This is a genomic window from Candidatus Phycorickettsia trachydisci (genome assembly GCF_003015145.1).
In the GTDB taxonomy this organism is placed as follows: Bacteria; Pseudomonadota; Alphaproteobacteria; order Rickettsiales; family Rickettsiaceae; genus Phycorickettsia; species Phycorickettsia trachydisci.
Map to the genome: position 1 here is coordinate 634,718 of NZ_CP027845.1, position 14,127 is coordinate 648,844.

Sequence of the window (14,127 nt, forward strand, 5' to 3'; positions counted from 1 at the left end):
GGTTATAGATCTAATAATAGCTTTTCAGGCTCTTCTAAAAATTCCTTTATCTTAACCAAAAATGTCACCGCCTCTTTTCCATCAATTAAACGATGATCGTAAGAAAGCGCTAGGTACATCATTGGCCTTATTTTAATCTCTTTACCAATCACCATTGGTCTTTCTTGAATCTTATGCATTCCTAATATAGCCGATTGAGGAGGATTGATAATTGGAGTCGATAATAGCGAACCATAAACTCCACCATTTGAGATAGTGAATGTACCCCCAGATAAGTCTTTCATTTCAATCTTATTTTCACGTGCCTTTACGGACAAGGCACCAATTGTCATCTCTATTTCTGCAAAACTTAAATTTTGTGCATTACGCAATACTGGAACTACTAAACCTTGCTCAGTTCCAACAGCAACCCCAATATGACAATTATTGTTATACACAATATAGTCACCATCAATCTGAGCATTAACAATAGGCGTTAATTCAAGGCTAGCAACTGCTGCTTTGACAAAGAAAGACATAAAGCCAAGTTTAGTTTTATACCTTTTTTCAAAATCATCCTTATGCTTTTGACGCAACTCCATAATTGCAGACATATCCACCTCATTAAATGTCGTAAGAATTGCTGCGGTATTTTGTGAATCTTTAAGTCTTTGAGCAATCGTTTTACGCAAACGAGACATTTTCACTTTATTTACATCTTCAGTACTAGTTTGCACAGGTTCTTGTATAGGTACTTTAATACCCAATACATCAGACTTCATTATCATTCCTCCCTTACCGCTGCCTTGGATATTGTCTAAAGGAATATTTTCATCATTTGCAATTTTTTTTGCAGCAGGTGAAACTTTAATTTCAGTTGGCTGAGGTACATCTATTTTAGGAGCCGCGATAGGAGCTTGTACTTGAACCGAGCCACCTTCATTTATTACCCCTACGACCTGACCTATTTGCACGGTTTGATCTGCTTGGACCAAAATTGACTCTAATATACCTTTCGCCTGAGCCCTGACTTCCATGGTCACTTTTTCCGTTTCTATTTCTAACAGTAAATCGTCAAGACTCACTTGATCCCCTTGCTTTCTATGCCACTTCAATAGAGTCGCTTGAGTGATAGATTCTCCAAGTGACGGTATTTTAATTTCATACATGATTAACTCCCTAAAGCCTGTTTTATTAATAATTCTTGTTCTTGCTTATGCCAACTTGCATATCCGCAAGCAGGCGAAGCAGATGGTGGGCGACATACATATCTTATTTGTTTAGTAGGCAAAATTTCTAACATCTTTGGATATAAAAAGTGATACGCCCCCATATTTTGCGGCTCTTCCTGACACAATACAATCTCAGTAGCATCCGCATATTTTTTCACCACCTCTACAATCTCATATTCTGGGAAAGGATAATACTGTTCTATGCGCACAATTGCGATATTTGTGATAGAGTGTTGCACGCGGTACTCTATTAAGTCGTAATAAACCTTACCACTACAAAAAACTATCTTATTCGCAATCTCTACCGTATCATCAATGATTTTTGTAAAACTTGTATTTTCACTAAGCTCCTTTAAGTTAGAGGTTGAAAGTCTATGACGTAGCAATGATTTTGGTGTAAAAATGATTAAAGGTCGTTTAGCTTGCTGCAGACATTGTCTTCTTAAGAGATGAAAATAAGATGCAGGGGTTGAGCAAAGTGAAATTTGCACATTATTTTGCGCAGCTAGGGTCAAAAATTTCTCAATTCTAGCTGAGCTATGCTCTGGCCCCTGCCCTTCGAAACCATGAGGCAATAAAGTTACTAAAGAACTCTGTTGTTTCCATTTCGACAAGGCCGCTGAAATATATTGATCATAGATAATTTGGGCACCATTGGCAAAATCACCAAATTGCGCTTCCCAAATAACCAAATCTTGTGGTTTAGCGATAGAATAACCGTACTCAAAGCCAGCTACTGCAAATTCTGATAAAAAGCTATTATATACTTCAAAATTTGCATTTGGTGATATGCTATTTAAAGGCACGTAATTACTTCTTGAATCAGTCTGGCTGTGAATCACACTATGTCTTTGGGAAAACGTACCTCGCATCACATCTTGACCACTTAATCTCACATTTATCCCTTCTTGAATTAGCGAAGCAAAAGCTAAAGCTTCTGCAGTAGACCAATCTATTACCTCTTCTTCCACAATGCTTTTAAGTTTTTGTTCAAATAATTTGATTAATTTTGGATGTATCGCAAAACCTTCTGGATAATTATAAATCTTTTGGGCAAGCTCTTTTAAGATGTTAGCCTGCACGCCCGAAATAGGATTTACCAAATCTTCTTGAGGTAGTAGAGACACAACGGGCTTAGAAATTTTAGCAAAATCACTATCCAGCTTATCTTTCAGAGATTTTTTAGCATCTGTTACAAAATTTTCACCTATAATTTTTTGATCTATAAGAGTTTGGGCATAATTTTGAGAAATTGGAATTAAGTTTCTAATAATACTATACATAGGGCCCTGAGTGTAACCAGGCTCGTCTCCTTCATTATGCCCTTGTTTTCGGTATCCAAATATATCGATGATTATATCTTTATTAAAAGTTTCTTTGTATTTAATGGCTAAATTTATCGCTTTATAGATTGCTTCTAAGTCGTGTCCATTGACATGCAGTATTGGAATTTGCGCGATTTTCCCGAACTCAGTTGGATATCTTGAAGCTCTGAGCTCATCTGTATCTGCTGTAAAGCCAATTTGGTTATTTACGATAATATGCAAAATACCTTTAGTTTTATAACCAGCCAACATCGTCATCGAAAGCGTTTCAGCTACGACCCCTTGACCACAAAATGCACCATCACCATGTATCGCAAGACCCGCCACATGCTTTGATCCCAGCTCATATTTATTTTTTGCATACATCACACCAGCCATAACTGGGTTTACGGATTCAAGGTGCGACGGATTATTTAATACGTGAACTTTACATAATTTATTTTTCTCATCGCTATAACCTAAATGATATTTCACATCTGAACTATAAATATGATCTGATAAATTTCTATCCGGTTCATACGTAAACTCAGAAAAAACCTTATGATAAGGCTTATTAGCAATTTTTGTTAAAAGAGAGATGCGACCGCGATGTGACATACCGACTATTAGCTCCGTTATATCAGGGTTGTCAATGCAGTACTTAGCAAAAACTTCAGCTGCAACAATAACGCTCTCGGAACCTTCTATTGAAAATCTTTTAAAACCAGGAAATTTTGTATTAAGATACCCCTCAAAGAATTCAACCTCTAGTACCCCGCTAAGTAAATTTTGTTTTATCTCTTGCGATAACTCAATATTAGAAATATTTTCAAATTCTTTATATAACCAATTTTTCTCTGCCTGACTTTGGATATGTTCAAACTCAACGCCAATAGATCCAGCATAAGTTTTTTGTAATTTAGCAAATAATGCTGCAACGCCTATGATCTCAACACTAAAAGCATAAGAATTTATGTCGCAGTTTATTTTATCATCAAGTATATCAAAGTCTTGCAACCTTAACCCCAAATCTTCAGGAGCTTGTGGTTTATCTATGTTTAATGGGTCAAGCGCACAGAGATAATGCCCCTTTTGTCTATATGCATCTATGAGCCTCAGAGCCTTGTATTTAATGGAACTTGATGACTCTATAGTTTTAACAAAAACATTTTCCTGAGGTTTTGCCTTAACAACTTGCCTAGGTTTGCCTTCGAGCAGATCAAAATATTCTTGCCATTCTTGAGGAATAGCTTTATTTGCAAGATATTCCTGATATAATTGTTCTAAGAATTCTGCGTTAGCAGCAAATAAAAAGTCCTTCATTATACTTGCCTTAATAGTACCTTTACATTATTGTAAACGTGTTAGCGAGAAATTTTTAATGATTAGAGCTAAAAAACCTCACAAATATTATATTGTAGTAAAAAAATTAGTAAGAAATAAATGAGTGATGAACTATTAACTAAACTGCCTTCAAGTTCCAGCATAAATAAAGAGATATCAGCAGCATTATCGCACGATAAAAAACACCCAATTATTGCTATTGAAGTTCAAGGTCAGATATATGATTTAGTAAAAGCATACGATTTGAAAAATGAGAAGATAAATTTTATTACTACAAAGGATACTGAAAAAGTCGAAGAAATTATACGTCATGATGCAGCACACGTTTTGGCTGAAGCGGTAAAAAGCCTATTCCCAGATGTGCAAGTGACAATAGGACCTGTAATTGAAAATGGTTTTTATTATGACTTTTCAACTCCAAAGCCTTTTCATGAAAGCGACCTTGAGTTGATAGAAGCAAAAATGAAGGAGCTAATAGCTCAAGACAATCAGTTCGAAAGGATAATTTGGAGCAAAAAAAAGGCAATAGAACATTTTACCTCAATAGGTGAGCTATATAAGGTTGAGATTATTAAAAGCATTCCTGATGATCAGGAAATTAGCGTATATAAGCAAGGCGAATTTTTAGATTTATGCCGTGGGCCACATGGACTTTCAACCTCTTATCTCAAATATTTCAAGTTAACTAAACTTGCTGGTGCTTACTGGAGAGGAGATAGCAAAAATGAAATGTTGCAGAGAGTTTACGGTACAGCGTGGCTAACACAAAAGCGCTTGGATGATTATCTATATTTCCTAGAAGAAGCAGCAAAACGCGACCATAGAAAAATTGGAAAAGATCTTCATCTATTTCATTTGCAAGATGATGCACCAGGAATGGTTTTTTGGCATGAAAAAGGTTATACAATTTGGCGCATTATAGAAAATTATATTAGAGATAAGATATCGCAGCATGGTTACCGTGAAGTGAAGACCCCAACACTGCTTGGCAGAAAATTATGGGAAGCTTCTGGTCATTGGGAAAAATTTGGACAAAACATGTTTACTTCAGAAGTAGAAAAAGAAGTACTAGCTCTCAAGCCAATGAACTGCCCCGCTCATGTACAAATCTTTAATCAAGGAACTAAAAGCTATAGAGATTTGCCTTTGCGTATGGCTGAATTTGGTTCATGTCATAGGCATGAGCCTTCCGGATCTCTTCACGGAATTATGAGGGTAAGAGGCTTTACTCAAGATGATGCTCATATATTTTGTACAGAAGAGCAAGTGGCAGATGAGACTCTAAGCTTTTGTAATTTGCTTACAGAAGTATATAAAGATTTTGGTTTTGATAATGTTCGAATCAAATTTTCAGACCGACCAACTGTTAGAGCGGGCGATGATTCCGTATGGGATAAAGCTGAAGAAGCTTTAAAAAATGCAATTGCGTTGACTGGTTTAAGTTACGACCTAAACCCAGGTGAAGGAGCATTTTATGGCCCAAAGCTGGAATTTGTATTAAAAGATGCAATGGGTAGAGATTGGCAGCTTGGTACTTTACAATTAGATTTTGTTTTACCAGAAAGGTTAGATGCAACCTATGTTTCACCAAGCGGACAAAAAGTTCGCCCAGTGATGTTGCATAGAGTAATTATTGGAACTTTTGAGCGTTTTATTGGGGTTTTGCTAGAGCATTATAATGGCTCCCTTCCCCTTTGGTTATCGCCTATTCAGGTATGTGTTGCAGGCGTAACAAACGAGGTTGATGATTATGCTAAATTTGTATATGATGAAATCTGTAAAGCAGGTATCAGGTGTAGCATAGATATATCACCTGACAAAATAGGTTATAAAATTCGCAATCTTTCAGGGCAAAAAATACCATTTATTGCTATTGTAGGAAAAGCGGAAGCTGAAGAAAAAGAAGTTTCTGTAAGAAAATTTGGAACACAAAATAACTCAAATCAAAAAATGGAATTAATGGAATTCATCAAGTATATCAAAAAAGAAAGTCAAAAAAGAGGCACTAACTAGCCCATGAACATCCGCAGCAATAATCAAACTAGAATAAACAATAATATTTTAGTAAAAGAAGTAAGACTGATTGACCAAAACGATCAAATGATAGGTGTAATCAGTACCGAAGAAGCTTTAAGAATGGCTCGAAATGCCAACTTAGATTTAGTAGAGGTTTCTTCCAATGTTAAACCTCCAGTGTGTAAAATACTTGATTACGGCAAATACAGCTATCAAGCTAAGAAAAATGCTCGTAAAGCTAAATCAAAACAAAAAATTACCTTGATCAAGGAGATGCGCTTTAGACCCAATATTGGGGTTGGCGACTTACAGACAAAAGTAAAAAATATTCGCAAATTCCTAGAGGATGGTGATAAGGTTAAGGTTTCTATTATGTTCAGAGGTCGCGAGATTACGCATAAAGAAGTTGGCGAAAATCTTGGTGGTAAAATTATTGAACAACTTGCCGATCTAGGTGCACCAGAACATACACCTAAAATGGAAGGCCAACATTTCGTTATGATTTTTGCCCCTTTGAAAAAAGCTTAATTAATAACTCTAGTGTCCAGCGGTTACTCCTATCAACGTATTTAATTCAGATTCAACTGTAGAATCATAACCAATCATGTTACATAGTTTATTCTGAACTAACAGATGAGAAGGTTCCATAACGTTCTCAGGATGTTGGCATGTATTAGCTAAGATACCTATTTCTTGAGATGTTAAGAAACCAAAAATTTGATGCGCGATTTTATCATTTTCACCGATAGACTCATCATACGATGTCTTACTTAGGTAATGCAGGGAGAATAAACCCAAAGCTTCTTCGATCACTTCTATACTCTCTAACAAATCTTGTGCCCATTTTTCTTGATGTTTTATGATACTTTTCAACTTATATAAAGTATGTAGAGAATTTTTAAGTATTTCATGAACCTGCCAAAATTCTTTTGTTAGAGGATTTTTTAATACTTTTTTAATTTCCGAAAAGTCTATCTTAGTTATATTCTCATTAGCAAATCTTTGAAGTTTTATATTATATTCTTCGGGTAAGGTAACTGATTTTCCTGTTACACCATCCTTAATATCCTCTATCAATTTTATTGCTACCTCAGCAATTAATAAATTAGCTATACCACATAGTAATTCTAATTTATTGAGAATAAATTTTTCTTTCATCTTATCAGAACCACCCCCCTCACTCATTATGCCCAAGATTTGATCTATATCGATTAAATTTTTTCGAAATAAATCAACATCTATAGTGATTTGATTGCAGATAAATATAACCGCAATTTTAATAAAGTTTGTAGATTTTTTTTGATCATCTTTGGCTCTCTCTAAAGAGCTTTCTAAAAATACGGAGTTTAAGTCCGAACAATACTTTACTAGCTTCCTAATAGCACTATAATTACCATAAACAAAAGCGTGATATAACAGTTCGTCATCCCTCATAAAACCCGTTCCCTTAATATCCATAATCAAATCTAAAATATCATCGTTATTCATAATTGTCGGCACAGAACTTATTAAGTTATCTTTAAATTCAGGATTATTTAAAAATGCTTTTATTTCATTAAATTTGTTTTTTGTTCCAGATATTTTTAAGAACAATAAATTATATAAGTTAGGTGTAATGAAATCTGCCATTTCAATACAATCAAAAAGCTTAGAAAATGTGTTAAATTCGATCCCAAAACCATGCTCTACTAATAAATTAAATATCTTCGGGTTATTGTGTTTAACAGCTATTTGTAATGGAGATAAACCATTTTGATCTACTATATCTTCTAATATTGCGTGAGGCAGTTCTGATATTAATACTTTAACTACATCTATACTTCTATTGTTTATGGAATCTAATAGAGCTTTTTGGTAGATTTTTTTATCTTTTCCTAAGTGACAGTATTGATTTTTATCTTGAGATAAAAAACATGCAGCGATTATACACATCTCTTTTATGCACATTCCAATGAATGGACCTACAACAAGATCTGTTGCTTCCACATCTCTTACTCCAGTTACAAATTGAAAATGATAGCTAATAATTCCAATAGCTATCAATTCCAATAAACCAGCAGGTCCAAATTGTCCGCTTTTGGTCAAACCTTTCGACCACTCAAATAATAATGGAGCTGCAAACGACACAAGATATAGAAAGTGCTTGATTGTATCTTGTTCATCAGGGTGTAATACTCTAGATGAGGCATGTTTTATCGTGAAAAAAGTTGAAGCTATATAAAAATGTTTGATTGCACGGTCAAAGTTATAACTAAGAACGCGCATTTTAATCATAGAACTAATTAATTCCGCATCCTCGTCTACGACAGCTAAATTTAATCTATTTGCATATTCCTGTGAAGATAACCTATATTTATGTGCTCTAACAAAAAGCGCTGCCATTCTAGCTCCTTCACTAGTATAATATTTTAGTTTATTTTTCAAAAAAATTTACCAAATCATTTAAATTTAATATTTCTCACTTTATAAAATTATTTGGTCTTATTACAGAATTAGTTAGAAAAAAGTTGATAAAATTTTGAGGATAAAATTATTAGGCAATTAGATAGTCAGAACATAGGACTAAAACAGAGAATTAGTACCTCGTTATGATTTTCTCCCTTTTGAAAAAAGCCTAAACAGTAACTCTAATATCCAGATGTTATGTCAATTAAGGTTTTTGAGTCAAATTTAACTTATTGGATCATCATTAACCACATCAGCTGATTTATATTGAGCTAACAGATGGGCTGGTTCCATAACATCCTCGGGATGTTGGCATGTAATAGCCAAATGGCCTATTTCCTTAGATGTTAGGGAACCAAAAATTTTGTGCACTATTCTACCATTAGTATTTATAGGTTCATCGTATGGCGTTTTGCTCAGGTAATACAATGACAATAAACCTATTGAATCTTCAATAACTTCTATATTTTCTAATAATTTTTGAACCCATAATTCTTGGTATTGAATAGTGTTTTTTAGTGTATATAAATTATGTAGAAAATTTTGAAGTATTTTATGAAGCCGCCAAAATTCCTTTATTGTATGATGTTTTAAAGCCTCTTTAACCTCAGAAAAAGTTAGTATAGTTATGTTTCTATTAGCAAATTCTTGAAGTTTTATATTGTAATTTTCTGGTAGGACAATTAACCCCACGGTTGAATAATCGTTATATTCTTCTATCGACTTTGCCTCCGCTCCAGCAATCAATAAATTAGTTATACCACATAATAATTCTAATTTATCCAGACTAAATTCTTTTTCTGGGTTTTCGGGGTTACTGCCTTGGCTCATTACAGCTAAAATTTGATCTATGTTTATTAAATTTATTCGAGATAAATCAATAATTATAGGCACTTGGTTACAGATAAATACAGCTATAATTTTAAGAAGATTAACATCACATCTTTCGGGCTGATAATGAGCTACATTTAAAACGTACGTAAAATTAGAAATGATAGAGGGTAAGTGTACATCTACGCCACATTTTATTAATTTTTTTACAGAGTTATATTTGCGATAATTAATGGCAACATGTAACAATGAATCACTATTGCGCATCAAATTTGCTCCTTTAATATCTATAAGTAGGTCCAAAATATTTTCATTACGTACAATTGCCGGCGCACTATCCTTGATAACATCATTAAACTCAGGATTATTTAAAAACTCTTTTATTTCACCAAAATTTTCTTCTGATGTAGATATTTTGAGGATTAATAAATGTCGGAGGATTAAAGATATATAATCCCCATTTGGGGTTTCGTAAAATTCAGGAAATTTATCAAATCTAATCGCAAATCCATTTTCCACTAAGTGCTTAAACATTTGAGGATTATTCTGTTTAGCAGCAGTAATTAATAATGGAGATAAATTATCTTGGCCCGTTGCTTTCAGTATAGCTCGAGGTACTTCTGATAATAATACTTTAACCATATCTACATTTCCACTGTCTACTAAATTTAACAGGGCTTGTTGGTAGGTTTCTTTATCCTTATCAAAACTAAAACTCCGAAACAGGTTCTGAACTTGAGAGATCATTAGACACATACCCTTCCCTAATGTTCCAAACGATCCCGATATAAGTTCTACGTCAACGTTTTGCATTCCCTTAATTTGAGATAAACCATATGCGATCATTAGACACCCCCCTCTTCCTAATATTCCAAATAACGGCCCCGCTATAAAATCTGTTGCTTCGACATCTTTTATCTCCGTTATAAGTTGTAAATGATAACTAATAAGTGCAAAAGTCGTAAGCTCTAGTAATCCCGGAGGACCAAATTGTCCACTTTTTGTCAAACTTCCTATCAACGCTTCAAGAAACAATGGAGTTAAAGCTGATGTAATATAAAAAAAATTCTTAAAAGTATATTTGTCTTCAGGCCATAATATTTTATATGCCGCAAGAGTCATCATAGTAGGCACTATTATCCCCAAATAGTAATATTTGAGGGTTATATCAAAATTTTGACAAAGAACTCTTTTTTTAATTATCGAAAAAAATAATTCTGGATTATTATCCTTGATAGCAGCGTTGAGCTTATTAGCATATTCCTCTTGAGACAACCTATATTCATTTGTTTTCGCAAACAATTCCATTGCCCTAGAACCATCTTCCATGAAATGCACTATCTTTGCTATAAGAGGATCGTCTGTATCCATATAAATAATTCTTACTTTATTACTTAATATTTTTAATATAATTAACTATTTATTAAATATCAACTATTTAATCTTTGTGTAAATATTCAAAAATTTTTATAAATAATCAGCTAAGAACTTAATTCTCTGTAAGCTTGCAATGCCCTATCACGAGAAGTTTTAGCATCTACTATAGGATGAGGATAAGTTACTCCAAGAGTAATGCCCGCTCCTTCAAGAACACTTCTACTTGCTTCCCAAGGTTTAAAAAGGTATTCATTAGGAAGATTAGCAAGCTCAGGAACAAAACGCCTAGTATACTCACCTGTAGGATCAAATTTTTCACCCTGTAGCACCGGATTAAATATCCGGAAATAAGGAGCTGCATCAAATCCGCATCCTGCAACCCACTGCCAACCAAAACTATTATTTGCCATATCAGAATCAAGTAGACACTCTTCAAACCACTTTAAACCTTTGCGCCATTCTTGAAGCAGATTTTTCACTAAAAATGAAGCTACAATCATTCGCACTCTATTATGCATAAATCCAGTTTCCCATAATTCTCTCATACCTGCGTCTACTATGGGATAACCTGTTTGACCCCTTTTCCACTTATCAAAAGCTTCTTCATCATCGCTCCAAGGAAATTTATTAAATTTAGCCTGATAATTTTTTGAAGACAATTCGGGAAAATGATACAGGACATAATAGCTAAATTCGCGCCAACCAAGCTCACTTAAAAAATGATCCAAGTCTGCATCATGGCCATTAATCAACCCTTTTGTTTGAGCAGCATGCCATAAGTTATGCGGCGATATTTCACCAAAGTGCAAATGAGCTGATAACCTTGAGGTATTCGGTTTTGCTGGATAATTGCGTAATTCTTTGTAACCTTTTAATCCGTGTGATAAGAATTGAGCTAAGGCCTTTTGAGCACCCTCTTCTCCTATATCGTACTTACCTTCAAGTTTTCTATGCCATTTTATCTTTGGTAATAGATTTAGCTCTTCAAGAGTTTTAGAATTAGAGCCTATTAGATCCAGTTTTTTAGGCTTTTCAACCATGTTTCTTGGCTGGTTAGATTTAAGGCAACCATTACGATAAAAATGAGTAAAAACCTTATAGTAATCACCCTCACTTCCCTTTTGTATATCCCAAGGCTCCCACAACAAAGAAGCATTAAAACTTTTACATTCTAAACCTTCTTTATCAAAATATTGTTTGATTTTTTTATCCTGCTCTATACTTTTTGGTTCATAGCACCTGTTCCAATATATGGCATCTATATCTTTATTATTCTTCACAAGTGACTCTAAGATATCAAACGCATTGCCTTCATAAAAATTCAACTTAAAATCTAATGATTTATTCAAGCTTGCTAGTGAATGATGTAACCACCATTTTGCCGCCTCTCCTATCGTAAAATGCTCTTGATCCAATATATAAATAGGTAACACTGCACCTCTGTGGACAGCTTCAAATAATCCAGGATTATCCATGATTCGCAGATCATATCTAAACCAAAATATTGTAATTTTTTTACTCATTCCTTAATTAATTCCTTCCATTCTTGCTCCGAAAGGGTCTTAATACTTAACTCTTTAGCCTTTTTTAGCTTAGAGCCACTACCCTCACCTACAACCAGTATATCAGTATTACTAGAAATGGCGCTACCCACTTTTGCTCCCAAATTTTGAGCAATCATCTTGGCTTCACTGCGCGACATAGACTGCATAGTGCCAGTAAATACTATATTAAGACCACTGATAGCAGAATTTGCCTCGAATACAAGATCTTTAATACTTAAAACAGAAATAAAATTCCTTACCATTTGGATATTGGGCTCATGTAATGCAAACTCATATATTCCTTGTAAAGTTTTTGCTCCCATTCCATCTATTAAATCAAGCTTCTCCAATATCTCTTTATTATCTTTATTTAGCTCGATTAAAGCACTCAAAAAGTTATTAGCGGTTTTAAACTCTTTGGCCAGCATGAATGAGTTTGTTTGTCCTAAATACCTTATTCCTAAGGCATATATAAACTTATCCAAAGATGTATTTTTAGCCTTCTCTATATTAGCTAGTAAATTATCGACAGATTTTTTACCCCATCCATCTAACCCAGTTAAAACATCTGCATGCTGACTTAAATAAAATATATCCAAAGGAGTTTTAATGAATTGCTGATCTCGTAAGAATTTGACCTGTCGATCTCCTAAAGTCACTATGTTTAATGCATCACGCGAGGCAAAATGAATAATTTTCTCTAAAAGTTGATCGGGACAGTTCCAAATATTATTACACCTGATTATTGCATCGTCGCCATTAAATTCTAAAGGCGTGTTACATGATGGGCAAAACCTTGGTAAATCTACTTTTCTTTCATTGCCATGACGCTTTGAAAAATCAACTTCCTGAATTTTAGGTATAACGTCCCCTGCCCTATATAAAGATACGCAGTCCCCTATCCTAATATCTTTACGAGCTATATCATCAAAATTATGCAGCGTAGCCTTTCCCACAACAACACCAGAGATATTGACCTTTTCAAGTTCAGCAATAGGAGTTATAGCACCAGTTCTGCCGACCTGAATCTTAATGTCCTTAATCTTAGTTGTGGCTAAAAACGCAGGGAATTTATAGGCAATCGCAAATCTTGGTGCCTTTCCAACAAAACCTAAGCGTTTTTGCAAAGCTAAGTCATTAACCTTATATACAACTCCATCAATCTCATGATCTAATGAATCTCTTAAACTTTTAATTTTTTCATAAAAACTGATAGCCTCATCCAAATTACTTGCAAGTTGAGAATATTGTTCTAAACGAAAACCAAGATTCTCGCAATATTTTAAGATCTCATCCTGAGTTCTAAATAAATTATCAGTATCAACAACACTGTATACAAAATATCTTAGAGGTCTTGCTGCCGTAACACTCGGATCTAGCTGCCTTATGGATCCAGCGGCAGCATTACGAGCATTAGCAAATGTAGGAAGATTTTTAGCTAATTGCGATTTATTTAGTTCAAGAAAATCGTTTTTAGAGATATATATTTCACCACGCACTTCAAATATATCTGGAACATTTTGAAGATTTTGAGGAAAAGTTTTGATTGTGCGTAAATTCTCAGTAATATCTTCGCCAACATAACCATCGCCTCGCGTTGCCGCATACTTTAATTTTCCATTCTCGAAAGTAGCAGCAAAAGATAAACCATCAATTTTTAGTTCACAGCATAATTGCGGAAAATGATCAATTAGTATGAAGCGTTGGCAACGCGTGATAAAATCGTCAAAATCTTCTACCTCAAAAGCATTATCCAAAGAAAGCATTGGAACTTTATGAGTAATCTTACTAAATCCCGCTTGAGCTTTAGGTGCTACCTGCTGTAATACATCTTGCCGTAAGTGTATATCTGGAAATTTTTCTTGCAAGGATTTTGTTATTCGCACCAACAAGTCATAACCCGCATCACTTATTAAAGGCTTATTTTCAACATAATATGCCTTATTATGCTTTTCTATCTCGTTACTCAACTCCTTTAAAAGCTTTTTTGCTTCACTTTTACTTAGCTCTTCTATATTTATCTCTTGATATTTACTTAGCATACACCTTAGCTTA

8 protein-coding genes are annotated in these 14,127 nt (G+C 34.2%); 2 read left to right on the forward strand and 6 right to left on the reverse strand.

From position 1 onward, the window contains the following. Nucleotides 1-2: 2 nt before the first annotated feature. Together odhB and phytr_RS02810 are read right to left on the reverse strand one after the other, a co-directional pair. Nucleotides 3-1,151, reverse strand: coding sequence for a 2-oxoglutarate dehydrogenase complex dihydrolipoyllysine-residue succinyltransferase (gene odhB, locus phytr_RS02805; protein ID WP_106874373.1), 1,149 nt, complete (start codon nucleotides 1,149-1,151; stop codon nucleotides 3-5). Then, the gene (locus phytr_RS02810; RefSeq protein WP_106874374.1) at nucleotides 1,151-3,838 is read right to left on the reverse strand and encodes a 2-oxoglutarate dehydrogenase E1 component; all 2,688 of its coding nucleotides are present in this window, start codon (nucleotides 3,836-3,838) and stop codon (nucleotides 1,151-1,153) included. The genes odhB and phytr_RS02810 overlap by 1 nt, the downstream gene beginning before the upstream one ends. Before the next feature lie 120 nt (nucleotides 3,839-3,958). On the opposite strand from phytr_RS02810, the gene thrS reads away from it, so the two are divergent. Both thrS and infC read left to right on the forward strand, forming a co-directional pair. Continuing rightward, entirely contained in the window at nucleotides 3,959-5,872 is a 1,914-nt protein-coding gene (thrS, locus tag phytr_RS02815) for a threonine--tRNA ligase (RefSeq protein ID WP_106874375.1), read from the forward strand. A gap of 3 nt (nucleotides 5,873-5,875) precedes the next feature. After that, nucleotides 5,876-6,403, forward strand: coding sequence for a translation initiation factor IF-3 (gene infC / locus phytr_RS02820; protein ID WP_106874376.1), 528 nt, complete (start codon nucleotides 5,876-5,878; stop codon nucleotides 6,401-6,403). 9 nt (nucleotides 6,404-6,412) lie between these two features. Here infC and phytr_RS02825 read toward each other — a convergent pair whose 3' ends face one another. The 4 genes from phytr_RS02825 to ligA all read right to left on the reverse strand — a co-directional run bounded on the left by phytr_RS02825 (nucleotide 6,413) and on the right by ligA (nucleotide 14,114). Further along, on the reverse strand, nucleotides 6,413-8,299 hold the full coding sequence (locus tag phytr_RS02825) for an ankyrin repeat domain-containing protein (protein ID WP_158706836.1): 1,887 nt from the start codon (nucleotides 8,297-8,299) through the stop codon (nucleotides 6,413-6,415). 246 nt (nucleotides 8,300-8,545) lie between these two features. Beyond that, a complete protein-coding gene (locus phytr_RS02830) occupies nucleotides 8,546-10,522 on the reverse strand; it encodes a hypothetical protein (RefSeq protein ID WP_106874378.1) in 1,977 nt (658 codons plus the stop codon). Between the two features lie 110 nt (nucleotides 10,523-10,632). Then, the gene (locus phytr_RS02835) at nucleotides 10,633-12,051 is read right to left on the reverse strand and encodes a cryptochrome/photolyase family protein (protein ID WP_106874379.1); all 1,419 of its coding nucleotides are present in this window, start codon (nucleotides 12,049-12,051) and stop codon (nucleotides 10,633-10,635) included. Next, entirely contained in the window at nucleotides 12,048-14,114 is a 2,067-nt protein-coding gene (gene ligA, locus phytr_RS02840) for an NAD-dependent DNA ligase LigA (protein ID WP_106874380.1), read from the reverse strand. Before ligA ends, phytr_RS02835 begins: the two co-directional genes overlap by 4 nt. Between the last annotated feature and the right edge of the window lie 13 nt (nucleotides 14,115-14,127).

Bases quoted from the DNA above. Each gene is read 5' to 3' on its own strand.
- phytr_RS02810 (WP_106874374.1), bottom strand. From the start codon at position 3,838: ATGAAGGACTTTTTATTTGCTGCTAACGCAGAATTCTTAGAACAATTA.
- thrS (WP_106874375.1), top strand. From the start codon at position 3,959: ATGAGTGATGAACTATTAACTAAACTGCCTTCAAGTTCCAGCATAAAT.
- infC (WP_106874376.1), top strand. From the start codon at position 5,876: ATGAACATCCGCAGCAATAATCAAACTAGAATAAACAATAATATTTTA.
- phytr_RS02830 (WP_106874378.1), bottom strand. From the start codon at position 10,522: ATGGATACAGACGATCCTCTTATAGCAAAGATAGTGCATTTCATGGAA.
- phytr_RS02835 (WP_106874379.1), bottom strand. From the start codon at position 12,051: ATGAGTAAAAAAATTACAATATTTTGGTTTAGATATGATCTGCGAATC.
- ligA (WP_106874380.1), bottom strand. From the start codon at position 14,114: ATGCTAAGTAAATATCAAGAGATAAATATAGAAGAGCTAAGTAAAAGT.